21 protein-coding genes are annotated in these 23,196 nt (G+C 45.3%); 14 read left to right on the top strand and 7 right to left on the bottom strand.

Annotated features, from left to right (window positions below; translation table 11 throughout):
• Window positions 1–55: 55 nt before the first annotated feature.
• A complete protein-coding gene (locus QUA70_RS14460; protein WP_333326537.1) occupies window positions 56–316 on the bottom strand; it encodes a sulfiredoxin in 261 nt (86 codons plus the stop codon).
• A 63-nt stretch (window positions 317–379) separates the two neighbouring features.
• On the opposite strand from QUA70_RS14460, the gene QUA70_RS14455 reads away from it, so the two are divergent.
• Window positions 380–511 (top strand): hypothetical protein, encoded by a 132-nt coding sequence (locus QUA70_RS14455; RefSeq protein ID WP_333326539.1) that lies wholly within the window; start codon window positions 380–382, stop codon window positions 509–511.
• A gap of 259 nt (window positions 512–770) precedes the next feature.
• Window positions 771–2,852, top strand: coding sequence for a hypothetical protein (locus QUA70_RS14450; RefSeq protein ID WP_333348009.1), 2,082 nt, complete (start codon window positions 771–773; stop codon window positions 2,850–2,852).
• A 242-nt stretch (window positions 2,853–3,094) separates the two neighbouring features.
• Here the strand turns inward: QUA70_RS14450 and QUA70_RS28605 are convergent, their stop codons facing one another.
• Window positions 3,095–3,358 (bottom strand): DUF1345 domain-containing protein, encoded by a 264-nt coding sequence (locus tag QUA70_RS28605; protein ID WP_445301489.1) that lies wholly within the window; start codon window positions 3,356–3,358, stop codon window positions 3,095–3,097.
• A 318-nt stretch (window positions 3,359–3,676) separates the two neighbouring features.
• On the opposite strand from QUA70_RS28605, the gene QUA70_RS14445 reads away from it, so the two are divergent.
• The 7 genes from QUA70_RS14445 to QUA70_RS14415 all read left to right on the top strand — a co-directional run bounded on the left by QUA70_RS14445 (window position 3,677) and on the right by QUA70_RS14415 (window position 11,800).
• Window positions 3,677–3,931 carry a hypothetical protein gene (locus QUA70_RS14445; protein ID WP_333326545.1) on the top strand — a complete coding sequence of 85 codons (255 nt, stop codon included), beginning with the start codon at window positions 3,677–3,679 and terminating at the stop codon, window positions 3,929–3,931.
• Between the two features lie 82 nt (window positions 3,932–4,013).
• Entirely contained in the window at window positions 4,014–5,090 is a 1,077-nt protein-coding gene (locus QUA70_RS14440; RefSeq protein ID WP_333326547.1) for an Hpt domain-containing protein, read from the top strand.
• A 228-nt stretch (window positions 5,091–5,318) separates the two neighbouring features.
• Window positions 5,319–5,783, top strand: a complete 465-nt coding sequence (locus tag QUA70_RS14435) for a Fur family transcriptional regulator (RefSeq protein WP_333326549.1) — start codon at window positions 5,319–5,321, stop codon at window positions 5,781–5,783.
• A 719-nt stretch (window positions 5,784–6,502) separates the two neighbouring features.
• A complete protein-coding gene (locus tag QUA70_RS14430) occupies window positions 6,503–8,722 on the top strand; it encodes a hypothetical protein (protein ID WP_333348011.1) in 2,220 nt (739 codons plus the stop codon).
• A 47-nt stretch (window positions 8,723–8,769) separates the two neighbouring features.
• The gene (locus tag QUA70_RS14425) at window positions 8,770–10,692 is read left to right on the top strand and encodes a DUF3685 domain-containing protein (protein WP_333348014.1); all 1,923 of its coding nucleotides are present in this window, start codon (window positions 8,770–8,772) and stop codon (window positions 10,690–10,692) included.
• Between the two features lie 131 nt (window positions 10,693–10,823).
• Window positions 10,824–11,270, top strand: a complete 447-nt coding sequence (locus QUA70_RS14420) for a DUF6932 family protein (RefSeq protein WP_445251641.1) — start codon at window positions 10,824–10,826, stop codon at window positions 11,268–11,270.
• The gene (locus QUA70_RS14415; protein WP_333326557.1) at window positions 11,267–11,800 is read left to right on the top strand and encodes a helix-turn-helix transcriptional regulator; all 534 of its coding nucleotides are present in this window, start codon (window positions 11,267–11,269) and stop codon (window positions 11,798–11,800) included. Before QUA70_RS14420 ends, QUA70_RS14415 begins: the two co-directional genes overlap by 4 nt.
• Window positions 11,801–11,928: 128 nt before the next feature.
• Here the strand turns inward: QUA70_RS14415 and QUA70_RS14410 are convergent, their stop codons facing one another.
• A complete protein-coding gene (locus tag QUA70_RS14410) occupies window positions 11,929–12,279 on the bottom strand; it encodes a DUF6984 family protein (RefSeq protein WP_333326559.1) in 351 nt (116 codons plus the stop codon).
• Window positions 12,280–12,515: 236 nt separating this feature from the next.
• On the opposite strand from QUA70_RS14410, the gene QUA70_RS14405 reads away from it, so the two are divergent.
• The 3 genes from QUA70_RS14405 to QUA70_RS14395 all read left to right on the top strand — a co-directional run bounded on the left by QUA70_RS14405 (window position 12,516) and on the right by QUA70_RS14395 (window position 16,426).
• Entirely contained in the window at window positions 12,516–13,001 is a 486-nt protein-coding gene (locus tag QUA70_RS14405; protein ID WP_333326561.1) for a CRR6 family NdhI maturation factor, read from the top strand.
• Between the two features lie 280 nt (window positions 13,002–13,281).
• Window positions 13,282–14,814: an NAD(P)/FAD-dependent oxidoreductase gene (locus QUA70_RS14400; RefSeq protein ID WP_333348020.1), complete on the top strand. Its 1,533-nt coding sequence runs from the start codon at window positions 13,282–13,284 to the stop codon at window positions 14,812–14,814.
• A gap of 397 nt (window positions 14,815–15,211) precedes the next feature.
• Entirely contained in the window at window positions 15,212–16,426 is a 1,215-nt protein-coding gene (locus QUA70_RS14395) for an FAD-dependent oxidoreductase (RefSeq protein WP_333348023.1), read from the top strand.
• Here QUA70_RS14395 and QUA70_RS14390 read toward each other — a convergent pair.
• From QUA70_RS14390 to surE, 3 genes are all read right to left on the bottom strand, one after another.
• The gene (locus tag QUA70_RS14390) at window positions 16,415–16,543 is read right to left on the bottom strand and encodes a hypothetical protein (RefSeq protein ID WP_333410465.1); all 129 of its coding nucleotides are present in this window, start codon (window positions 16,541–16,543) and stop codon (window positions 16,415–16,417) included. The two genes, QUA70_RS14395 and QUA70_RS14390, sit on opposite strands and share 12 nt — an antisense overlap.
• Before the next feature lie 29 nt (window positions 16,544–16,572).
• Window positions 16,573–17,445 carry a pentapeptide repeat-containing protein gene (locus QUA70_RS14385; RefSeq protein WP_333348025.1) on the bottom strand — a complete coding sequence of 291 codons (873 nt, stop codon included), beginning with the start codon at window positions 17,443–17,445 and terminating at the stop codon, window positions 16,573–16,575.
• Between the two features lie 1,234 nt (window positions 17,446–18,679).
• Window positions 18,680–19,357, bottom strand: coding sequence for a 5'/3'-nucleotidase SurE (gene surE / locus QUA70_RS14380; protein ID WP_333162005.1), 678 nt, complete (start codon window positions 19,355–19,357; stop codon window positions 18,680–18,682).
• A 612-nt stretch (window positions 19,358–19,969) separates the two neighbouring features.
• On the opposite strand from surE, the gene QUA70_RS14375 reads away from it, so the two are divergent.
• Window positions 19,970–20,704 carry a PEP-CTERM sorting domain-containing protein gene (locus tag QUA70_RS14375; RefSeq protein WP_333326574.1) on the top strand — a complete coding sequence of 245 codons (735 nt, stop codon included), beginning with the start codon at window positions 19,970–19,972 and terminating at the stop codon, window positions 20,702–20,704.
• Between the two features lie 297 nt (window positions 20,705–21,001).
• Window positions 21,002–22,432 carry a DUF3370 domain-containing protein gene (locus tag QUA70_RS14370; RefSeq protein ID WP_333326576.1) on the top strand — a complete coding sequence of 477 codons (1,431 nt, stop codon included), beginning with the start codon at window positions 21,002–21,004 and terminating at the stop codon, window positions 22,430–22,432.
• Window positions 22,433–22,501: 69 nt separating this feature from the next.
• Here QUA70_RS14370 and QUA70_RS14365 read toward each other — a convergent pair whose 3' ends face one another.
• A complete protein-coding gene (locus QUA70_RS14365) occupies window positions 22,502–22,981 on the bottom strand; it encodes a hypothetical protein (RefSeq protein ID WP_333326578.1) in 480 nt (159 codons plus the stop codon).
• Window positions 22,982–23,196: the final 215 nt, after the last annotated feature.

Below are 23,196 nucleotides of genomic sequence, written 5' to 3'. Positions count from 1 at the left end.
AGAAAGCTTTGGGCGATCGAATGTTTGCCTGCGTGGTGAATTTCTCTTGAGAGGCTCAGGCTAAGTGCATCTGCAACACCGCACGGGGAGCTCGGCGTACATTACAGCGGATAGTTTCTAAACCGAGACGCTGGCAAGCTTCGTAGCGGTGGCAACCGGAAAATCCGTAATACTGACCATCTACTTCTAGCACATCGATGGGTTCGTTTAAACCTACCTCGCGGATGGATTCCATGAGGGCGGCGACTTTGCTTTGGTCGTTGACTCGCGGCAGGGGGCGGCGAATCTGGTTGAGAGGAATTTCTTCTATCCTCATGGGGGCTCTCTTTTTTGCTTCTTGTTAAATCATACTCGTAATGACTTCGACTTGGCAAGAAAAATGTCAGGAAATTTTGAGATTGGGAGAATGGGGGCGTGCGATCGCCCGTTTGCTGTAGTGTCGGGGGATGGAGGGCGATCGGCTTTGGGTGGGAAAATCAGCATTAAAAATGCCTTCCCATCACCTGGGTAGCTCAATTCATTGTCCGTGTCTTGACGTTTGAATGCCCTAAAGTTATAACTTTATTAGGCAAAGCCTAGGGGTAGTCGTTACGACTGCCGCATCATAACCGCTGAAAAATAACCGCTGAAAAGGCGGTTTTAGCGTTTTTTTAGACAGCGGATTTCATTGCCATGTAATGGTATGCCTTGAGGAATCTTTCAGCATTTTTTGAAGTCCACTAGAAGACTATTAATGATAGCTTCGTAGCTCCAACCATACCATTTAATTAATGAAAATTATAAAGCAAATTGCACAGAATTTAAAGCAAGCCATCTCAGACAGAGATCAAAAGCTAGCTTTAGACTTGTTTCGAGCGGGATTACAACAAAGTGAGGCGGATTTTGTAGATCAACTACGAAAATGTGGTGTACTTCGATGCTCAAACTATGATTTCCAATCTCAGATACTTAATTCTTTGATAAATGAAACTGGGAAAATAAACATCAGCCAGGATAGCCAAGTTTACTTTGAATCTATAAAATCGCTTCTTTCTATCTCAAGAAATATTCAAACCTTATTTAAGGTTTTACTTAAAGAGGTTGATTATCTTGAGATAAAAAGTTACCTAGTTGCAGTTGATTCATTGTTCTGGCCACTTTATGATCTTCAAGCAGTTGATTCATTGTTCTGGCCACTTGATGGTCTTCAACAAGACCACGTTAATCGCTACTCTGTATGTAAGGAAGAGCTAGCTTCAGCCTTTTCTTTATATCTTTATCATAGCCATGACAAAAAGGTTATAGATAAATCAAATATTAATAAAGTCAATGAAAAACGCTTAAACGATGAATATTACGTTACCAAATTAGAGGATTTTAACAAATTAATTTTTTTTAAAGAGTCTGAAGTGCTTGTAGATAGTTTTGGTTATACAGTTACACAAATTGATGCAAAAATTATTATAAAAGCACCTGACCCAAAGTTTGGGATGAGCCTTTGTCTCGGCTACATAAGACAATCAATGCAAGAGATTGCTAACTCGTTTGAGTCTTTGTCAGAATTATCAGAAATAACAGAAAAATACCCCTCTATATCGGAATTTTCAAAGACGTATTATCAAAATTTTAAAGACTCTACATTTGAGATTATAGACAGTCCTTTAAAACGAATTGTCATGAAATTTCACCCTCAAGCTTTAAGTAAGTTTTTGGACACTAACAGTCTTTTTTTGGAAGAGGAGATGATTCTCAAACAACTTGAAAATAATTTATTTATTGACTTAAAAAAAGTAAATAAAATCCCAGTTTCCCAAAGCTTATCATTATTCGACATCATTAAAGTACAACGGTTATTTGCATTTATGTTATTGGTTCTTACGGAGTATATAGACTCTAAAAATCTCTTTAAGTCTAAGTTATTTTGGCGATCTATGCCTGTTTTACAAGCCAATCAACTCAAAGATTTATTGGCAGGTTTTTTGGGAGAACAAAAGGCAAAAGAAATTTTGGAGTTATTTACTTGGAGATTAGAAAGCAAGAAGATATTTGATTTACAAACGTACCCATTTATTAATATTGAAGATTGGATACTTTTACCTCTGGGAATTTTAACTAACTCGGATCTGTGTAGAAACGTTCTTCAATCCACTAATTTTAGATTTGATTCAGAATCAGTTGAAGATCCAATTGTTCTGGAGATGGAGAGATGCTTAAAGCCAGTATCATCAATATTTGAAACCAACTTAAAATATTCTTTTAAAGGCGTTAAAGGCGAGGTAGATGTCTTAGCTGTTGTAGATAACTGCCTATTTGTATTTGAATGCAAAAACTCCTTGCATCCTTGTAATCTATTTGAATTGAGAACCACTTATGATTACATTCAGAAAGCCGCAGATCAATTGACTCACTTCCAAGATTTATGGCAGCAAGAACCTTTCAGAACCTATTTAGCAACGAAGATTAAAACACAGCCTCATTTGCCATCCCAATTATGTTCATGTATTGTCACGGGAAATCGAATGTTTTCAGGTTTACGTGAAAAAGGGCATAGCGTCAGACCAATCCAGGAGCTTTGTAACATCATTTGTAACGGAGAAATTCTACTTAATTCATATAATATTTCTAACAAAGATGCAGGTAAGAAGAGCATTATCAAAATTAAACTATGGAAGGAAAACGAATTAAAGGCAGAAGATTTATTGGGTTATATTCAAGAAGATTCTCTTCATAAGTGCTATTTCAATTCTCTGAGCAGAAGTGAGCAAAGAATTAAACTGAAGAACAAATCTCTAGTTCAAGAGTCGTATGCTTTTAGTCATGAGAGGTTTCTTGAGCAGTTAGTAGATAACTTTAGATTTACAGAGAATCTGTAGGGCTTTCATAGGTATCCTCAGAGTATTACACCAAGCTGTTTTTAGCTTATTTTGATCTCTAACCTCGCCCTAACTAGATCCTGAACACTAACATTTTCTATTGAGTTATGCAAAATTTGGTGATTAGCCATAATTTCTTTCGTCTAACTCTGGAATTCCGACAATAAGCAGCGATCGCCCTAAAACAAGCTCGATCGCCCATTAACAAAAAATCGCAGCATCTGCTACAGAACCATCTCAAGTCAATCCCGCAATAATGACACTCCTACCCAAAATAGCGGTGTTAAAAAAGAACGACAACACAGTGAAAAAGCACGATATACCTCGTCGAACGAGGAGTGATCTGCACATCTGCAACGCCGGAAAGTCATGCGAATTTCAAAGGAGAAATATAAAAAATCTTTGTAGTGAGGTTCGTCGTCGCCCGGAAAATCCCAACCCCGCGGCTGGAAGTAGCTGCCGTGCAGTTTGCTCCGCTTTCGGTAGTAGCTGCAGGCATACTGCATGGTGAAGATAGTAGACTTATTGCATAAATCTTTGATCGATGATCGGGAAACCGCAGATGCAACGCGGACAATTTCAAGATAGGAGAGCGAATGCTTGCAATTGGAGTCTAGTGTGTACCTGCATCCAAGACCCAACATAGGTTAGCCACAGTAAGGGTTAGAAAATCCCAACTACTGCTATCTTCGCAGGCAATCCCAAAAAGTAACTATGAATTGGCAACACGCAGCACAGGCAGGATTTTTCATGCCTTTCGATAGATCGATCGACATCAACGTTCTAGGTACAGTGGGAGAAAAGATAAATTGCGGTTTGACATTATGGCATCCTCCCAACCCCTCAAAGGCATTGAATTGATCGACTGCGCCAAAGCCAACGCCCAACAAGGAATCGCCACAGCCGCGAAGCTTTGCGGCTACGGAGGCGACCTCAACACCTTCGAGCGGGAACTGAAACAGGCTTGCCAAGACATCGGCGTCGAAGTCAAGGAGTTAAGCGACTTGATTACGGCTCAGCAGATGATGAAACAAGGAATGGGCATTGAAATCGCTCCAGATACTCCCTCAGAACTCTAGGCTCAATCTCCACCGCACCAGTTTTAGGGCTAAGATTGCCCCGACACGAGTATTTTGAGTCTGCTAGCTGAGGCAGGCTAGAATGTTTTGCATGGGAGCTTCCGACTTTAGTCAGGAGTCGCGCTTTCTCCCGCGAAGAGGGTGCTTTCTGGAGGGTGCTGAGATTGTTAGGAGGACTGTCGTGTCAGATCAGCAAGACCGAATAATGCGTTTGTTTATAGAGGAGGCTAAGGAGCACCTCGATACTCTAGAAAATGGTTTAGTGGATTTAAAGTCCACGATGAAAGACCCCGAAAGCGTCCAAGAGATGTTTCGAGCCGCCCATTCCGTGAAAGGAGGGGCGGCTATGCTCGGCTTAGATAGTATTAAAACAACCGCTCACCGCTTGGAAGATTGTTTTAAGGTGCTCAAGGACGGGCCCGTCAAGCAGGTTGACCAAACGGCAGAATCCCTATTTTTAAAGGGAGTTGATACGCTTAAGGACTTGCTGGGGCGACTGGAGGGGCCTTTCGGCTTGAGGAATGAAGAGGGAGAAAAACTCGTGCAGCAGGTGATGCCTGTTTTTGCTCAACTGGAAACTCACCTCAATAAATTGGCGTCGGGCAAAGTGCAGGCTGCTGGGTCTGGTACCCCCGCCGCTCCAACAGCGGGCGCTGTGCCGGCGAATTTTGCTGTTGAAGTGATGACTTTACTCAAAGAAATGTTGCAGGTGTTCAAGCAGAAAGAATCGGCTGCTAGTCGCTCTGAGTTGACGGCTGTGTGCGTTCGCCTCTATAAGTTGGGAGGTAAAATTGAGACTTGGCAAAATTTAGTAAAAACAGCTAGAGCAGCGATCGTTAATCCCAAAAACTCTTATAAAGTCTTAGCTCCGCTGATTATCAAAGAACTCAAGGAAGCTGGCGATTTAGTACAAGTGGGGAAAGTCAAGACGATCGCTCCGAGTAAAAATTTGCTACTTTTGGCAGCAAGCCCAAAACCAGCAGCAGCCCCAGCAGCAGCCCCAGCCGCCCCAGCAGCCCCAGCACCCGCGTCGTCGAAGCAAGTCGCACTTCCGGGCGAACCGAAGGCGGTAGTCAAGCTTTTGCTCAAAACTTTCAACAAAAAGCAACTCTCCGAAATCGCCAAGTTACTGGTTCAAGCCATCAAATCCTCGAACTAGCACTTGTTGCAGTAGAAGATAGAGTCAAAGCAATATTTTTGAAGCGGATAATTTTCTGGGGGTGCTGGCAGCCGCTCGTTGAGCAGCAACTCGAAAAAATTCACTCATTCGAGATTTTTGCGCTCTACCTTCTACTGTTGGGCAACCCTGCGTTAGAATGAGTGGATATGTAGGCGTGCAATATTGTACCAGAATTAAAAATCGAGCAGGCTTTATAAGGCGGTAGCTGTGAAACCAATTCGTTCATTAGAAGATGCTTTAAACCGCTGTCAGGCGATGGGAATGCGCTTGAGCCGCCAGCGTCGATTTATTCTAGAACTTTTGTGGGAGGCAAAAGAACACCTCTCGGCTCGCGAAATTTATGATCGCCTCAACCAACAAGCGCATTCGATCGGTCATACTTCGGTTTATCAAAATCTAGAAGCTTTGTCGAGAGAAGGGATTATTGAGTGCATAGAACGCTCAGAGGGACGCTTGTACGGCAATGTCAGCGACTCTCACTCTCACGTCAACTGTCTTGATACGGCTCAGATTCTCGACGTTCATGTGGAATTGCCGATCGACTTGATCGAGCAAATTCAACAGCAAACTGGTGTCAGAATTGTAGACTACCGGATAGATTTCTACGGATATCGATCTGCCGAGTCCGCCACGGAAGCATCGAGTGTCAGCGATACGCCCAAGGCTTCGTAACCGATAAAGCAGCGGCTATTGGAACCAAAGCCGTTATTTTTGCTCGGCCAGTGGGTCGAATAAAATGATTTAAGTATTTAGCAGCGCTCGATCAGGTTTTTGACCGTCGCCCGCCGGAATTGGGCACAGTAAAAAAAAATGAAAACAGAACAATGAAACTCGATGGCAAGTTTGGCGATCGGGAATAAAATTTACGATTAAACCGAAAAAATCAATCCTACCCCTACAGGTAAAAGTGTAGACCAAATCTGGCTTTAATACCCCCTTTATTTTTTAATCGGCTTGGAGTCGAGGAAAGTTTGTGTAGGATTGGTTTCAACCGCTGAGTCTGATAAGGGAATTTCTGACCCGGATTTAATATGAGAGCTTAGTTGAATCCCTCCCACAATTCATGTGCAGAGTCAATTCTAAAATCTAAAATCTAAAATTGATAGACTGACGGGGCGTTATACTGTTTTTTCTGCTAAACGGCCCCGGTATCTGTCAATAACTGTGTGATAACTGGTATGATTTACGTGCTTCGAGAGCCTAAAATACTCGGAAGCAACCAGTGGGGCTGGACACGAACCTCACTATAAAACGCCGTAGAGGGAAAGATGGCGAGTACCTTGAAGGAAGTTCTCGATCTCCTTAACCGGAGTCAGAAGCCGACATCACAATCTATGATTTGATGTGGGAGTGTCACGTGAAGAGTGCGCATTACAGGACAGGCTGAAGTAATGGCGAGACGACAATCTGACCAATTCCACACACCACCGCAATACAACCCATCCCTCAAACCGACGGCACAGTTCAGTGCAGAGGCGACAGGCGATGCGAGTTCCTTAGTAACGGCCGGGCCGACCGAGGGGAAAAGAACTTTTTGGCAGTGGCAGCTTATCTGGCTGAGTCTCCTGGTGGGATTTGGAGTAACCGGTGCCGCTGCATTTCTGTGGTTACTGACGATGCCGCCGCCGCCCAATTGCCAGCAACTGTCGCCTCTGGCGGCGGATGGAGAGCGACTTTACTGCGCTCAACAAGCTGCTAAGTCGGGCAAGCTAGAACAGCTAGAATCGGCAATGGCACTGGTGCAGGCTTGGCCGAAAGAACATCCGCTATACTCGCAGGGTCAACATTTGATAGGGGAATGGTCGAAAGCCATTCTGGGATTTGCCAGGGAAAAAATTGAGAGGGGCGATTTGAAGGGTGCTCTGGAGATTGTGGCGAAAATTCCGAAAACCAGTCCGTCTTACCCAGAGGTACAGGAGGCTGTTACTGCTTGGGAAAAAAATTGGCAGGAGGGCCAAAAACTCTACGATACAGCCCTAGCAGCTTTGAAAAGTGAGGATTTAAGGAAGGCTTGGGATTATGCTCAAGCTCTGTTCAAGCTGGAAAATGTTTTCTGGAGTCAGAAACGGTACAACGAGCTGATCCAGCAGATTTCTTTGGAAAGAAACGGCTGGCAGCGCTTGCAAGAGGCTAGAGATTTGGCGCAGGACGGAACTCCGCAAAAGTTCGCTGAGGCGATAGTCCTGGCTCGTAAAATAGACTCGCAGCTTTTTGCCCGCGCTAAAGCGGAAAAGGAAATTGAGGGCTGGAGTCGGACTTTGCTGGCAATGGCTACTAAGCGGTTGGGGGCGAAAGACCTGCCGGGGGCGATCGAGGCTGCTTCTGTGGTGCCGCAGGATTCGCCGCTGTTTGCGGAAGCTCAAGATTTGATGCAGTTGGGTAGGGCTCAGGCAGTGACGTGGAACCAGTCGATATCCACACCGCTGCCGCAACACATTTTTAGCTTGCTGGAAGGGCAGGGGGCTGCTAGCCAAATTGCTCCGGGTCGCCCTCTTTACAAGCAAGCTCAAGTTCAAATTGAAAATTTGCAGGTGCAGTTTCAAGATTTGCTGCGACTGCAAGTGGCGAGTACGATCGCTAGTGTCGGTCAGATAGGGACGTTTGGACTCGCGATCGAGCAAGCGCAAACCATCGGAATTAAGCAGCCACGGCGGGTTCACGCTCAAACTTTAGTGGCTGCTTGGCGTCGGGAAATTCAGCGGATCGAAGACCAATCTTTTCTGACTCTGGCGAAGCAGTTGGCAGAACCGCAAACGGTTGAAGGACTCAAGGGCGGCATGGCTCAGCTACTCCTGATCGCTCAAAACCGCCCCCGCAGGATAGAGGCGCAAACTCTCTTGGCTCAGTGGACGAAACGCATAGAAGTTATTCAAGATCAGCCTTTTTTGGATGAAGCTATCGCCCTGGCGAAGCAAGGAAAACTTAGTGCTGCTATTGAAAAAGCTTCGGCAATTAAGAGCGGTAGGACTTTGTACGCGAAAGCTCAGGATAATGTCTATCAGTGGGTGAGCGAACTGCAAGTTGCTCAAGATCGACCGATTCTCGATCGAGCTGCGGAATTGGCATCTCAAGGCAGTCTAGGAGCGGCGATCGATACGGCTTCCCAAATCGGTTACGGTAGGGCGCTGTATTCAGAGGCTGCAGGTGCGATCGGGCGCTGGAGTGCTGAACTCAGAGCCAACAGTGCGCCGCCGCCGGAACCCGCTCGCGAGTACGCGCCGGAACCCGCTCGCGAGTACGCGCCAGCTCCGCGACAGGAGGAGTACGCGCCAGCTCCGCGACAGGAGGAGTACGCGCCAGCTCCGCGACAGGAGGAGTACGCGCCAGAGCCAGAGCCTTACTATCCGCCTGCTAGACAAGAGGCCCCGGCTCCCGAACCTTACTATCCGCCTGCTAGAGAGCCGGAACCTTACTATCCGCCTGCTAGAGAGCCGGAACCGGAACCTTACAATCCGCCCGCGAGGGAGCCGGAACCTTACTATCCGCCCGCGAGAGAAGAGGCCCCGGCTCCGGCTCCGGAACCTGCTCCTCCGGCTCCGGCTCCGGAACCGGCGCCGCCCTCGATTCCTGAATCGGCTGGGCCTCCTGATGCTAATTTGCTCCCGGAGTAATTGGGTTTTCGCGCGCTCGGTCTCTAAAATCTCAAATCTAAAATCAAGTGAGTAATTTCCAAGTGCTGACGATCGAGGGCGACCCCATTTTCCGCCTGGGGCTGCGAGTTGCTTGCGAGCAGTATCCAGACTTGCAAGTTGTTGCAGAGGTTTCAACCGCAACCGAGGCTTTGCGGGTTCTAGAAGCTCGCTCGATCGACTCTGGAGCAGCCAAGAAGCCCGCTGATTTGGTAATTTTGGCTGTTGAGACCCTAAATTTGCGATCGGGTCAAACAGAGGCGCTGGCATTTTGTCGCAAACTCAAAAGTTTGTATCCCAACCTGCCCCTGTTGCTGCTAGGCGGGCCGCTGACAGCGGAGCTGTTGGCGGAGTCACAGGCGACGGGCGCGAATGGCTATTGTCCTAAAGGTAGAGATATTTCTCTGACAATCGAAGCTATTCGCGCTGTGGCCTCTGGTCTCACTTATTGGGCGACGGATACGGGAGCTAACTCGGAAATAGAACTAAATGCAGCGGTGGTTCAAACAGTAGAAAACTACGCAGCAATTGCAGATAAAAATGCAGATAATTCGACAGTTGATACGCCAGTACACAAAAAAATGCTGGCTTATTTTTGTCGTTCTGGATTACGGGAAATAGATGCAACTTTGGCGGTAGTCCAAGCTGATTTGCAAGAGATCAGAGCCGCAGAGCCTACAGATTTGCCCTCTATTTTAGATGGGGTGGTACTCAGCGGGCGCCGCAGAGAATTGCTGGCAGCTCGTTGGATTGTCAGTCAGTTATTATTTGAAGGAAAAGGGGAGAAGGCAGAAGGCAGAAGGCAGAAGGCAGAAGGCATAAAGCAGAGGATAGAAGGCGAGAATTTGTTAAATAATTCTCAATCGCAATTAGCAAATTCCCAAGTTTTGGCTGAATCTTTGGCCGTGGCAACTAATTGGCAAAATAGCTTGTTTGACTCGGTGGTGGCTAAATTGCAGTTTGATTTGGTGAATTTGACTGGGTTGCCTTTGGAAATCGATATTTTGCGATCGCCCAAAAAGCTTGAATTGATGAGTTCCATCCTGCGGAAGTTCAAGGATTTGCTGGAGGAATTGCGCTTTTCGCAAGTGCAGGAAACTCAATTGTCGCAAAAAATGCCTGCTATTTTACGGGATTTGTGGCAGGCGACAATCATAGATTTTTTTGGCAGATACTATACACTGCAAACGGAAGAAAAGCCGAGTTTTGATGGCAGTCAAACAAGCTTGAAACTGGGAGAAAGTCAAGGGGGGAGCCCTGCTTATCTCTTGGCAGGCAGTGGCGTAGAAGTTGTGCCGATGCTGCTGGCCGATGCTGATGTAGTTGCAGCAGAAATCCTTGACAAAATACCGATGACAGTTGAGTTTTTTGCACATTTGCTATTTGAAATTCCTCTAACAGTTGACAATATTTCTTGTGTTGCTGGCAGCCCGGAAGCAATGCAGCGAGCTGAAGCTTTGTTGGAAAATTTGGCAATTCAAGTTGCTAGCGGAGTGGTACAGCCTCTACTAAATAATTTGGCAAATATTGAAGAAATCAAGCAAATTTTTTACGATGGTAAGTTGATTTCGACGCGAGAAATTGAGAGATTTCGCAATGATTTGTCGTGGAGATATAGCTGGGATAGATATTTTGTGGAGCCGAAAGCTATTTTTGAAAGCAGGTTTTGGCTGTTTGTTTTGGGTGATTCTGGAATTAAGAAAATTTCTATTTATGCTCCGAGAAATCTGGAGTTAGCACAGCTTTCGGGGTGGCAGTTAGCCTTGACTTTGGTTCTGGAAACCAGGGATGCGATCGCACCTAGAGTTCGCGCGGTTATTTCGCTATTGGGTGCTGCTGTTGTTTACGTTTTGACTCAGGTAATAGGGCGGGGAATTGGTTTGATCGGGCGGGGAGTTATCCAGGGGATTGGTAATTCTTTGCAAGATAGCAAGTTTGGGAAAAATGGGTAATTAGTTACAGCATATTCTAGGTATAATACTAAATCCTGGTTATTTACCCCAAGGATTAACGTATGCTGAGGAAATCCACAATCATTCAAAACTGACAATGAAATTATGTTAAGGTGTAAAGGCGTGAGGGTATCACTCCAGAATTTGATGAGCATGGTAACTTGCCACCAAGGGTGCATTGGGCAGAATGGGAAGAGTTCAAAGAGCGATTTGGAACAACACCGCGTCGCATTCACATGATAGATGGATTGCAAATGGCAATGGAGCAACTAAAAGCTGCCGGATGCAGGACAATTTACATCAATGGTAGCTTTGTTACTAGCAAAGTAGCTCCTCAAAACTTTGATGCTTGTTGGGATAGAGAGGAGGTAGATAGGAATTATCTGAAAACTCAGGCTCCTCGACTGAGAAATTATGCAAACCGAGCTGCTCAAAAAGCTTTTTCTCGCGGTGAAATATTTCCATCCGACCAACCAGTCGGTAGTTACGATCTAATTTCCTATGAACTATTTCAGCGGGACAGAGAGCGAAATCCAAAAGGAATTATTGCTATAGATTTAGTCAGGTGGTCGCCATGATTAGAAATGAAAATCAATATGAATACACGCAAGAGTTACTGAAAAGATGTGAATATACGCTAGCCCAATATGACGCACAAGATGAAGAGGTAAAAAAGAACGATCCTTGGTGGTCAGTGATGCGTGAATCGATCCAAAGTCACCTGGATGCTTTCTATCCAGAAATAGCTGAGTATGAAAGATTGGTAGGGTCCGATCGCAGCCAAAACCTCAAAATTGAAGTAGAATCGATTTTAGAGCTGCCAAGAGTCTTAATTAAAGCTCGAATTGCTGCCAAAATCAGTCAAAAGGAACTTGCAGATAGGTTGGGGCTTGAAGAAAACCGAATTAAACAATATGAAGAGTCAGATTATCAATGTGCTAGCTGGGTGGAAATTATCGATATTACTGAATCCTTAGCAGTTGAACTAAAAACAGCTAGTTTTGTGGTGGATTTTCAGGAAATAGAAATTAGGAAAAAAACTCTAGCGGAGTTTGTGGAGCGACAACGAAAGAAGTTAGAAATTAAGGCTCATCAAGTCGAGAAATAGTCATTAGTTATTAGCGATGGCGAGCGCTAATTTATTCCTGGAAGCCTTAAAAACCTATATTATGTCATTCTGAATGAAGCGAAGAATCTCAAAAATTTGCAACACCATCGAAAGTGCGATCGCCTTTATTAGATTCTTCCTTTAATCACAACTTGTCCCAGGTCTGGCAATCTAGACACAGGAGAATAATCAAATTTCCAAACATCAAGCTCAAAAAGTTGACTATGCTCATCTAAATTCAATTCCAGAGATACAGGAACTCCATCCTCATCTAAAAATTCAGCTTCAGCGGCTGTTCTGCCAAGCCTTCTGCCTGAATCAGCAGCGCAGGATTTGAAGCGGAGGCTACCCATCTCACCATCGTCCATGTCCTCAACAAGCGCCGTGTTTAGTGTTGGTACTCTTACTTCAGCAAGTTTATAGTTGGTCATAAGTATAGCTTTAATCAATGCTGATTCACCGGATTTTAGTAGGCGCATTTTTATTATTGTGGTGGTGTAAGACGACCTTTGAGAGAACCCTTATTATCATAGGTAAAAGCTAAAAAAATTGCTTTTATTGCATTTGCCTTATTCCTTATTCATTCTGCTATACAATGTTAATGGCTGATGGTACGATCGCTAAATGCTATCCAGTTGACAATCAAGCAATTGGGTCTCTTGCCCCCGCATCCATCGGTGGAAGCAATCTAAAATATAAAATCAGTTGACATTTTATGAGTATTATGATATCGATCAATGCCGATCGCATAAACAGTTTAGATTTGTCTCCGGTGCGGACTGTGATTGAAAAGTGGCTGGCCGAAGGAGCGATCGCCCAAAACGAACAACAGCTACAATTTGAAATTGAGTATCCGCGCGAAGAGTTAGATCCGCGAGAAATTTCAGAAATTCCCGAAGTGCGGCTGTGGTTTATTCGCTTGGATGCTTGTTATCCTTGGCTGCCATTTTTGCTGGATTGGAAAGCGGGAGAATTGGCACGCTATGCGGCGATGTTGGTACCGCACCAGTTCCACCGCACCCAAGGTATTCAGTACAATCCTGAAGCTTTGGAAATGTTTTTGATGAACAAAATTTTTGTGTTGACTGATTGGTTGAATCAGCAGGGAATTCCCAGTAAATCGAAGTTGATGGCGATGTCGCAGATGTTTGGTTATGATTTGGAAGATGCTTTTTTTGATGTAATTGTGCCGCACCAATAAGCTATCGCACCAATAAGCTGTAAGTAAGCCCACCTAAATTGTATTTTTTGGGCGGGCGGGACGCCCACCCCACAAGAATTCGCTGAAACTTGACTGTTAAATTTAGATGCTTCACACTGTTGTGGGGAGTAGGGGTTGGGCTTCTAGCCCAAAAAGGCGTAAGGTGTGCAGTGCGTACCCCACAAATAGCGTGGTAAGCCCTCTTCACAATTTTCTCAGAATTGAGAGTTACTTTAAATAAACAACGATCGCCCGATTCAATCGATCGAGGAAATTTCCCATGAAAACAGATTACCTCATCGTCGGCAGTGGTTTATCAGCACTGGTTTTCGGAGCTTTGATGGCAAACTCCGGCAAAACCGTACATATCCTCGAAGCTCACGAGCATCCCGGAGGCTTTGGTCACACCTTTACGATGGCCAAAAAATACACGTTTAATGCCCAATTCCACTACGTTTGGGACTGCGGCGAAGGACATACAGTCAATCGAGTTCTCAAAAAACTCGGTCTCGCTCGAGATGTCACCTTTGAGCGGTACGATCCGAATGGCTACGACCACATGAGAATGCCTGGGTATGCGCTGGATATCCCCTCGGAACCAGAGGAACTGATCCGGCGATTGTCCGCGCTGTTTCCCGAAGCGGGCGAGAGAATTCGCCAATTCGTCAACGAAGTCGAGAAAACCGGCGAAGGACTAAGAAAACTCGCTCCTCCCGTCAAACCAATTGAATTGCTCAAAAATTTCGGTGACGTATTCTGTGCCGTCCAACACCTCAATAGTACACTTCAGGACGTTTTCGACAAGTTCCAACTCCCGCAAGCCGCCCAAACCCTATTAGCCCTGCAATGGCCGGATTTTTTGCTACCTCCAAATCAGCTTTCTTTCTATGCTTGGATTGCCTTGTTTAGAGGCTATCAAGAAGGTGCATTTTACCCAACGCAGCATTTTGAAGATGTCATCAATTCTTTAGTTAAAGTCATTGAATCCAACGGGGGGAAAGTTCTATTAAACCATGAAGTCACTAATTTTAGGGTGACAAACAGAACAGTAACTGGAGTTGAAGCGATGGATTTGACCAGCCATCAAACCCATGAATTCACGGGCGACACGGTGATTTGCAACCTTGACCCGAAAAGAGCGGCCAAGATGATTGGAGAGGAACTGTTCTCTAAAAAAGTGCGGCGGAAACTTAACTATGAGTATTCTGCATCTAACTACATGGTGTACTGCGTTGTCAAAGATATTGATCTCCGAGACTATGGATTTGGCAAGTGGAATACGTTTCATTCGGAACACTTGGATCTAAATGAAGCTTTTGCTCAAATGTATGACCAAAATGATTTTTCTCGTCCTAGTTTTGCCATTACAACGCCAACTTTACTGACGGAAGCGCGGCGGGATTGTCCAGAAGATTGTCAAATTGTCGAATTTCTGACTGTGGCTAATTACAGCTATTTTAAACAGCTTTGGGAGAGCGATCGCAAAGCTTACAGACAGAAGAAGCAAGAGATTCTGGACTCGATTTTAGATGTGGTTGAAACACACTATGTTCCGAATTTCCGCAAACACATGGTGTTTCATATTACCGGAAGTCCGACGACTAACGAGCGCTTCTGTTGGTGTCCTAACGGTAATTCCTACGGTTCCAGCCTGACGCCGCGCAACATGGGAGTCGATCGACTAAATCACGAAACATCCCTCAACAATTTCTATTTCTGCAACGCCTCTTCGGGCTATCCAGGCTTTGCGCCGACATTTTGGACGGGGGCGCTGCTTTATCAACGTTTATCCGGCGATGCGATTTTAGGCTAAGGAAAATTGGCAATTGGTTATTTTCCTGTTTCTCTCGTTTCTTGGCTTGGCCAAGGAATGAATTTCACTCTTGCTCTGCCTCCTCTTAAAAATCTCTCGTTTCTGCTCTAGTTATCTCGTTTATCTCGTTCCTTGGCTCTGCCAAGAAATGAATTTCTGGAGGCTGTGCCTCCTCTTAAAAATGACGAGGCACAGCCAGACTCAAATGCGTTTCCAGGTAGAACCTGGGAACGAGAATTTCTTCTTCTTCCATCTTCCATCTTCCATCTTCCCGACATCCGTTACATCCGTTACATCCCGTACATTGCTCGTTGCCGAACTTCCTTCTTCCTGACATCCGTTAAATCCGTTACAGAATCCGTTGCCGAACTTCCTTCTATCAATCTAGGAGTGAACTATGAGAATTGCAATCGTTGGGGGCGGAGCGAGCGGTATGGCAGCAGCCTACTGGCTCGATAAACAGGGACATCACGTCACCGTATTGGAAAAGCAGCCGATTTTAGGCGGACACATTCGGACGCTGAACAAAAATGTTGTACCCAATCAATCTGACTGCAATGAAATATTAGAAAATGGGGTACTGGAATTTCCGACTGTGTTTTACAATTTCGTGGCTTTCATGCAGGAACTCGGCGTTGAATTAGAACCCGTGCAGATTGGTTCAGCGCTGTTTCTTAAAGATGGCACCCACTTTTTGTCTGCGGTCTCTATCCGAAAGAATTTCACCGGAATCCAACGCATGATCGAGTATTTGCGACTTGATAGTCTCTACGCTCGTTCGGCTGGATTTATTTTAAAAATGCGGTTTGCTAAACAGCACGATTTCTACGATGTGCCACTTTCTGAGTCTTTGAAAAGCTCGTGCGTCCGCAATTATTGGCTGAAGTTGCTGACGATGTACAGCTACTCGATACCGTTTGAATTGCTCGACAATTTTCCGGCCGAATTAGCGATGCCTGTTTTGCGCGAATATGCCTCGGTCAACTGGGTGAGGATTAAAGGTGGGGTGTATTCTTACATTGAAAAGATTTTGGAGCGATTTACGGGCGATATACGGCTAAAGGTGGAGATTTCCAATATTTTTAGAAGTGCGGATGCTGTAAAAATTGTGCTTTCTGATGGGGAAATCCAGGAATTTGATAAGGTGGTTTTTGCGATGCCACCAGATCAAGTTATGAGGCTATTGTCTGATCCGACGGAGGCGGAAACGAAGCGGTTTTCGGCGTGGAAAGCCAATTATGGCACCACTGTACTGCATTCGGATACATCGATGTACGATCGCTACGGTATCCGTAAGTTATCAGAATTTGATTTTTTCGAGACGGAGAAGGGATGGGGATATAATGCTAGCTTGAATCAGCTTTGCGGCATCTCATCGGCGCGAGAGTACAGTTTAGCTTTTCAACTGCAGGAGTCGATCGCCCAAAAGCAAATTATTCACATTCAGAAACATCACACGCCACTGTACACTGTCGAGTCTTTTCGATATCGAGATGAAGTTATCGAGACTAATGGCGAGAACAACACTTATCATGCGGGAGCTTATTTGGGGAATGGTTTGCACGAAGGAGCTATTACCTCTGCTTTGCGAGTCGCGAAATTAATCGGGTGAGCTCAATTGTGATGCTACAAACTCTCGCAAATATCGGTAAATTTGTTGCCGGTGCAGCACTCTGACAAAAGTAATGATGTCTGCATCCAAAGTTAAACCAATGCGAGAGTCGTCCACTCGAATGCGAAATTAATTTTTGGCGTTGCCTAAGCTGCGACACCACGTGCGGCAGTTAAGTAGACATCATTGCTCAAAGATGGGGGAATTGTTGATCCGGCTAACTGAGTACCCTCAAAGTTGGTTCCCGTGAATGTTGCCCCGCTCAAGTCGGCTTCGCTCAAGTCTGCATAGCACAGCCTAGCCCAATCGAGGTTTGCCTGCACCAAAGAAACTCCCACCAAATTTGCCCTGGTTAAATCTGCTCCCATCAACTTGACGCCCCGCAACTGAGCCCCGCTGAGATTGGCAGCTAACAAGTTTGAGCCTTCCAGGTTTACCCCGTTTAGTTTGGCTTCGCTCAGGTTGACGCCATTGAGATCCGTCCTGCTCAGGTCGATGCCATTGATGTAAGCTTTCCTGAGATAGATGCCTGTTAGTTGAGCGCCAAAAAGCTTTGCACCGCTGAGTTTGGCCCCTCCGCAATTTGCCCAGTTGAGGTTGGCTCCGGTCAGGTTAGCGCCCCGCAGGTTGATGAATTGCAGGTCGGCTGTACACAAATTGGCGTTCCAGAGGATGGCGCTCCGCAGGTTGCTACCGATGAGTTGGGCGCCACTCAACTTTGCCCTGGGCAGTTTTGCTTTGACGAGGAAAGCTCCGCTGAGATTGGCTTTGGTAAGCTCTGCGTCCGCTAGTCTGGCTTGGCCCATTTTGGCAAAACTCAGATTTGCCCTGTAAAGGTTTGCGTCGTTAAGTTCTGCTTTGGTCAGATGCGCCCGACTCAGGTTAGCTCCCGCCAGGTTAGCCCTCGAAAGGTTTACGCCAACCAACATAGCTCCGCTGAGGTTTGCTCCGCTGAGGTTTGCGTCAGCAAAGTCTCTGTTTCCATTTTCGTACTCTTTGAGCAGCTCGGTTACTTCCATACGGGTCACATTCCTAATAGCAGAAATTTATCTAGAAATAAACAGTCTTTATAAGTATTTTATCTCAAAGGGAGCGGTCTGGATCGCACTTTTAAGAAAGCTGATAATTAACTTTATATTTATACATATATAGCAATCCTTGCAGGAGTCGTAAATTTTTACCTCACCCCAACCCTCCCCGAACCCGCTCGATCGGGAGTAAGAAATTCACAAATGATGCGAGGATTGCTATACTTTATGCTTTTTCCAGAGTCCCGACCTTTTTGGGGTCATAGTCTGAAACCCTTGATTTATGGTGGGTCTCTAGTGTGCTTGGGCAAGCGTGGCGATCGTACTGAGATCCGTGAAACCGTTATTCTTAGTAGGTAAGCCATCAAACACTGTCCAAAGTGTTAATCAATAGTTAAAATCAATATTCTTGTTGTCCACTGTGACTAACAGCTTTTTTAAACGGAGACTGCAATGCAAATTTTGTTGGTTGTGTTTGCGTCAGGTGTCGCGAAGGCTGGCCGGGTCATAGCTCCATATTTTATCTACTGTCATTTTTCATGAAAATTAGATGTGGAACAACAGCTTAATCAGCGAGAATTTTTCTCGGTTGTCTCGTAGTAGTTAGACGATCGCGCTTTTCAATATTTCCTTGAGTCGATCGGGGTTAAAAGTAATTTCAGACATTGTACTTCTGAGGGATTTATCGATATGCCTAACGGTAGAGGGTATTCCTTCAAAACCTAGCGGATAATATACTGCAGATTGTAAAAAACTAACAGCGAGTAATATCTGTATAGGATCACCCCCTCTACTGGCAGTTAGGCAAATGTGTCAATCTATGTTATGCTGAGTCAAAAGTGAGGAAGAATCATGTCAAAAGAAAGAAAAAGTAATAAAGAAGTCAAAAAGCCCAAGAAACAACCTGATGGTGTTGCTAAGCCGAAGGATGATAAAAAAAATTATGGTAGCACGGACGGCCGCAAGTAAAGATAGCTGCCACTCTTGGGAGTGCGATTAATTTGGTTCAATTGTCAATACTATCGATTTTTAACAGATTTAAATATCCTATTTTGGGATTATCAGAAAACAGGTTTATTATATATAGGGAATATGCAGTGCTAAACCCCAAGTATAATGAAATCTGTTTTTAGCCATGAATATGAAACATTCTGTCGCCGATCGAATTTAAGACCATTTATTTAGACTTGGTTGAAAAAAAATATAGTTCGATCACCCAAATATATCACAGCGATATCTCAGTCACCGCAATATTACCCTCAAAACACACGTCAACATCAGTCCCCGCCGCCCGATCGCGCGATCCATATTCTCCCGCATAATAAAAGTATTCTCCCTCCATCCGGTAAACCACTGGCAGCGGCTGCGTCGAAGGCTGGCAAAACACAATTTCCGGTTCCGCACTTCCCGGCGCTAAATGCGGCAAATTCACATTCCAGAAACACCCAGACTTTGGTTCCCGGTTCAGCAAATCCGCCAACACCCGCGATGTCCAGCGAGTAGCGACATCCCAGTCAATTTCGAGCGGTCTTTTAATCCGGTGGGAAATTGCGATGCCCGGAATACCGTGCATGGCTGCTTCCCGCACCGCCGCAACCGTACCCGAAATATACACGTCAACCCCCAAATTGCCACCCGCGTTAATACCCGAAAGCACCAAATCCGGCTTCGCACAAACGTGATGAAGAGCAATACGCACGCAATCGGCCGGTGTTCCCCCTACAGCATACTCAAATTCCGATCGCCGATCGACATGAATCGGACTGTGAGCCGTCACTTGATGCCCGCAGCCCGACAATTGCCCCTGCGGAGCCACCATAATTGTTTTGCCGCTGACAGCCTGCAAAAGTGCCTGAATCCCCGGAGCGTCTATGCCGTCATCGTTGGTTAAAATTATTGTCATTGAAAATTTGTCTGTTAGTAACGTTATTGTGTCACTGGTGGACGAGCCGATGCAATCTCAAATTGTAGGGGACGCGGGGATTGTGTCGATTTTTGATTTTTGATTTTTGATTTTTGATTTTTGATTTACTCCACAGATGAATCTCCGAGATTGAACAACAGCCTAAAATTTTTGGCCCTCCACGCCGTACTTTAGTGGCTCAAACCCTGTATCTGCGCCCAGGAAGAGTTACTAATTCTATATTTACTTACTGTGCAACTATATTTTACTTTCGCGTACATCAGGCGATCGACAAACCGATTCCTTATTTTATGTATAAATAAACACTAATTGCTTAGTAATATTACGCAATTACCCGTGGTGACAGCCGATGATACCGAAAGTTGCAATAACGGATAGTTAGCGGTGGAATCCCTCATCAACCGTCATCCTAGCGTTTGCGATACAACCGAGTTTACGAAAGGTTTAAGAATCAACCTCGAAGAATATTGTTTTGGTAAAGGTATCAAAAATGTATAGACAAAGACCTTTACATGATAGATGATGTAAACAGGTACTGAGAGAAATCAATAAAGTCAATCCCCCCAACGATATAAAAAAGGTATTACTCTTATGAAAACCAACTTCGCCCAACCACTAACTGCCTGTATAGCTACCGCTGGTTTAGCAATTGCTTCTTCATTACTAACTGCAACACAAGCCCAAGCATTCAGTTTATCCGTGGCTCCTGAGTACGGTACTACCAACGGCATTGGCACCGGCGCTACTGCAACATTGGACTTCAACGTTGTCCAAAGTGGAGCCGATTTGCTCCTGAATTTGGGCATCAAGAATACCACTGGCACTCAGGCTACAGCCGGTGGTGCAACAGACTCTTCTCTCGTTGGCGTGGCATTTGACGTATTGAGCGGCGTTACTGCATCAGTTAAATCGACCGCAGGCAGCACTTTTACAGCGTTTTGGCAAAACGTTGATATTAACGGTTTGCACAACGGTTTCGACTATGGCATTAGCACTCCGCGCAATAGCTTTAATGGTGGAAACGCTAATGGAGGCTTATATAAAAATCAGTCAACTTTGGTTAGCTTTTTGCTAACTGGCAGCAGTCTGAGTGCGGCTCAGGCAGAAAGTGCTTTCTTGACGGGATTCCAGAATGGTACGCTAAAGGCAGGGGTTCGCTTCCAACAGGTAGCTGGGTCTAGTGTTGGTAGCAGTGACAAAGTTATGGCCGGAGTTTCCGCTGATGCTGAGCCAGTGCCGGAACCAACGACTATCGCAGGTATGGTGATGGGGTTGGGAAGTTTAGTAGCAGCACGCCGCAAGCAGGCAAAAAAAGCTCTTGCTTAAATTTTCTTAGGGGTGCGGGCCATCCATCGGCAGAAAAGCTCGTCGCATTTCTAGTGAATTCAGGTTAACTTCTAGTATCAACTCATAAGAGCCAGCGCAGCTATAGTGCTTCTGGCTCTTATTTGTGCTCTACATTTTGTCAACGTGAAAAACAAAAAATTTGCGATGCCCGAATTGCTGCAAAAATAGACCTAAAATCCCAACATCACCAGAAAATATCAACCAACTTGTGGTAAGGTTTTGTGTCGGTTGCTATGTGGCAATCTTCTGCAAGTTCAGTTAAACGCGCTCTCAGCAATGTTTTTGCCAATTTTCCCCCTAGCTCAAACAATCCCCACACCTCCCGCCCAACAACAACTGATCATCGACCCAGAACTCCCCGTACCCGAAAACGAACTGGATTTGCCGCCACAGCCAAGCAGCAGCCTGCTGAAAACCCTGACGGTGCCTCAGCAAGTGCGCGTTTTACCGGGGCAACTCGACAGCATCCCGGTTTTCAACAGCAACAGCCCCGAAGTTGTGCAAACCGAAGGCATTTTGCTCTCCACATTTGGGCCTGAAGGAAAACAAGTACCTTCTGCACACTTAAACTTTCCCTTCAAAGGCCGATTTGACATCTTTGCCCACCACATCGCCAAAGCTAAAAATCGCGCCGAAACTCGCACCTTATTTCAAGGAATAATTGTCCACAATCCTAACTCCGAACCTGTTACTTTAAATGTCTTGCAAGGAGCGACTTATTTAACTCGCCCGGATGCCTTGTTTGTCGATTTGCCGTCGTATTTAGAGAATCGATTCGGCACTGTGTTTGCGGGGCCTGGAAGCCGCATCACGAGCGATGTGCTGCGGGGGTTCAGACAAGGCATTTTGCCCGCTGCGATCGAGATTCCGGCGAATGAGAGCCGAATGCTGATGAATTTGCCGATACCTGTGGGGAATGTCACGCCTTCTTCCAATGGTCGATCGACTTTAATGCGAATGTCGAGCAGCAATGCGGTTTATGTAGCATCATTAGCGATGTTTGCTCCCACAACTCAAGAAGGAGTCGAGCAATATCCCACATTAGAAGAGTGGGAAAATATTTTAAATACCAAAGGTTTAGCGGGGCCCAGAGATTTAGCACCAACTCCGAAAGGCGAAAATCCGGTGCAAAAAATTTATGGCCGCGTGGCGGGAGTAGCGGAAGGTTCCCAGTGGCAAGCTAAAATTACGGACAATTCGAGAACCGATTATTTAACTATTCCCAAGCGCGGCGAGTCATTTTCCTATGCTTTGAGTACAACGGATACGGGTACTTTTGGCACAGGTCAAGTTCAAAGCGCTAAAATGTTAGCTCGCTATCCCGATACTGCTTATTCTGCTCACGGTAATTACGGCATTCAATACAACTTAACTTTTCCGCTTTACAACAAATCTCGTGAATCCCAATCTGTTAGCATTAAAATGCAAACACCGATTAAAGCAAATACAGAATCGGGGGGATTGATGTTTTACGATCCTCCCGAAAATCGGATATTTTTCCGAGGTACGGTGCGGGTGATGTTTAAGGATGATACGGGCAAGACTTTGACGCGCTACATTCACATCGTGCAGCGCAGGGGACAGCAGGGGGAACCTTTGGTGAATGTGAATATGAAGCCGGGGGAACGCCGTTTGGTGCAGGTGGATTTCTTGTATCCGCCGGATGCGACGCCGCCGCAAGTTTTGACTGTGCGATCGAGTAATTAGTTGGCGGTTGGCTGTATATTTACACGGCGCGAAACGTGGCTGAATTTCTCACAACAAAAAGTACGATCGCTACTCGACGGGCTCGCCCTTAACATACAAAGATTCGAGAAACTTAACGGCTTCATCAAGCACAGCTTCCGGTAACTTCTCAACAATAGCGATCGCTTTTTGACGGGTTTCTCGATCGACTGCTTTGGATTCTTGCGAGTCAGTGTCTGCTAAACCGCTATTTTCAAATGGCTTTTGCTTCGATAAAGCTGTTTCTGGAGTGACAAAAATGCCAACATCTGCGGGAAGATTTATAGTTTCATGATTGTAGCATTTAACCACGAGATTTGTAACATTCATCGCTACTCGCTCATTAAATCGGAAAACTTCTGAAAAAGTGCGTGAAGCGCAGCTATCCCGTAGGGAATCGCCGCGAGTAGTCTGAAGTAAATGTTCTCCCACTTGATTGACTTCTGTTGTAAAAATAAATTTGTGTGTATCCGTACCAACTGACACCAAAACCTGGTGAGTATTAGGCTGCCTCGCAGGTTGAATAGACAAAAATTGCACTTTAATCGTATTAATGAGTAATATCAAATCCGTTGGTATCGGAATTATTCATCTCTCTCTTCTCTTCCTCTGTGTCCTCTGCGGTCTCTGCGGTTAAATCATTCCAAAATTAGACATCTCATTAAAAGCTAAGCTGTTGTACCTTTAAATAGGGTATAATAAAAATTAAGTTTAGTCAATTTTTACAAAAATGCCAGCCAAAAACC

Source organism: Microcoleus sp. LAD1_D5 (assembly GCF_036702115.1).
Lineage (GTDB): Bacteria > Cyanobacteriota > Cyanobacteriia > Cyanobacteriales > Microcoleaceae > Microcoleus.
The sequence above is the reverse complement of the archived record's forward strand: the minus strand, read 5'-3'. Positions and strand labels throughout refer to the sequence as shown.

Bases quoted from the DNA above. Each gene is read 5' to 3' on its own strand.
- QUA70_RS14445 (WP_333326545.1), top strand. From the start codon at position 3,677: ATGGCATCCTCCCAACCCCTCAAAGGCATTGAATTGATCGACTGCGCC.
- QUA70_RS14410 (WP_333326559.1), bottom strand. From the start codon at position 12,279: ATGCGCCTACTAAAATCCGGTGAATCAGCATTGATTAAAGCTATACTT.
- QUA70_RS14460 (WP_333326537.1), bottom strand. From the start codon at position 316: ATGAGGATAGAAGAAATTCCTCTCAACCAGATTCGCCGCCCCCTGCCG.
- QUA70_RS14385 (WP_333348025.1), bottom strand. From the start codon at position 17,445: ATGGAAGTAACCGAGCTGCTCAAAGAGTACGAAAATGGAAACAGAGAC.
- surE (WP_333162005.1), bottom strand. From the start codon at position 19,357: ATGACAATAATTTTAACCAACGATGACGGCATAGACGCTCCGGGGATT.
- QUA70_RS14405 (WP_333326561.1), top strand. From the start codon at position 12,516: ATGAGTATTATGATATCGATCAATGCCGATCGCATAAACAGTTTAGAT.
- QUA70_RS14370 (WP_333326576.1), top strand. From the start codon at position 21,002: ATGTTTTTGCCAATTTTCCCCCTAGCTCAAACAATCCCCACACCTCCC.
- QUA70_RS14455 (WP_333326539.1), top strand. From the start codon at position 380: ATGTCAGGAAATTTTGAGATTGGGAGAATGGGGGCGTGCGATCGCCCG.
- QUA70_RS14375 (WP_333326574.1), top strand. From the start codon at position 19,970: ATGAAAACCAACTTCGCCCAACCACTAACTGCCTGTATAGCTACCGCT.
- QUA70_RS14395 (WP_333348023.1), top strand. From the start codon at position 15,212: ATGAGAATTGCAATCGTTGGGGGCGGAGCGAGCGGTATGGCAGCAGCC.
- QUA70_RS14430 (WP_333348011.1), top strand. From the start codon at position 6,503: ATGGCGAGACGACAATCTGACCAATTCCACACACCACCGCAATACAAC.
- QUA70_RS14415 (WP_333326557.1), top strand. From the start codon at position 11,267: ATGATTAGAAATGAAAATCAATATGAATACACGCAAGAGTTACTGAAA.
- QUA70_RS14400 (WP_333348020.1), top strand. From the start codon at position 13,282: ATGAAAACAGATTACCTCATCGTCGGCAGTGGTTTATCAGCACTGGTT.
- QUA70_RS28605 (WP_445301489.1), bottom strand. From the start codon at position 3,358: ATGCAGTATGCCTGCAGCTACTACCGAAAGCGGAGCAAACTGCACGGC.
- QUA70_RS14450 (WP_333348009.1), top strand. From the start codon at position 771: ATGAAAATTATAAAGCAAATTGCACAGAATTTAAAGCAAGCCATCTCA.
- QUA70_RS14440 (WP_333326547.1), top strand. From the start codon at position 4,014: ATGTTTTGCATGGGAGCTTCCGACTTTAGTCAGGAGTCGCGCTTTCTC.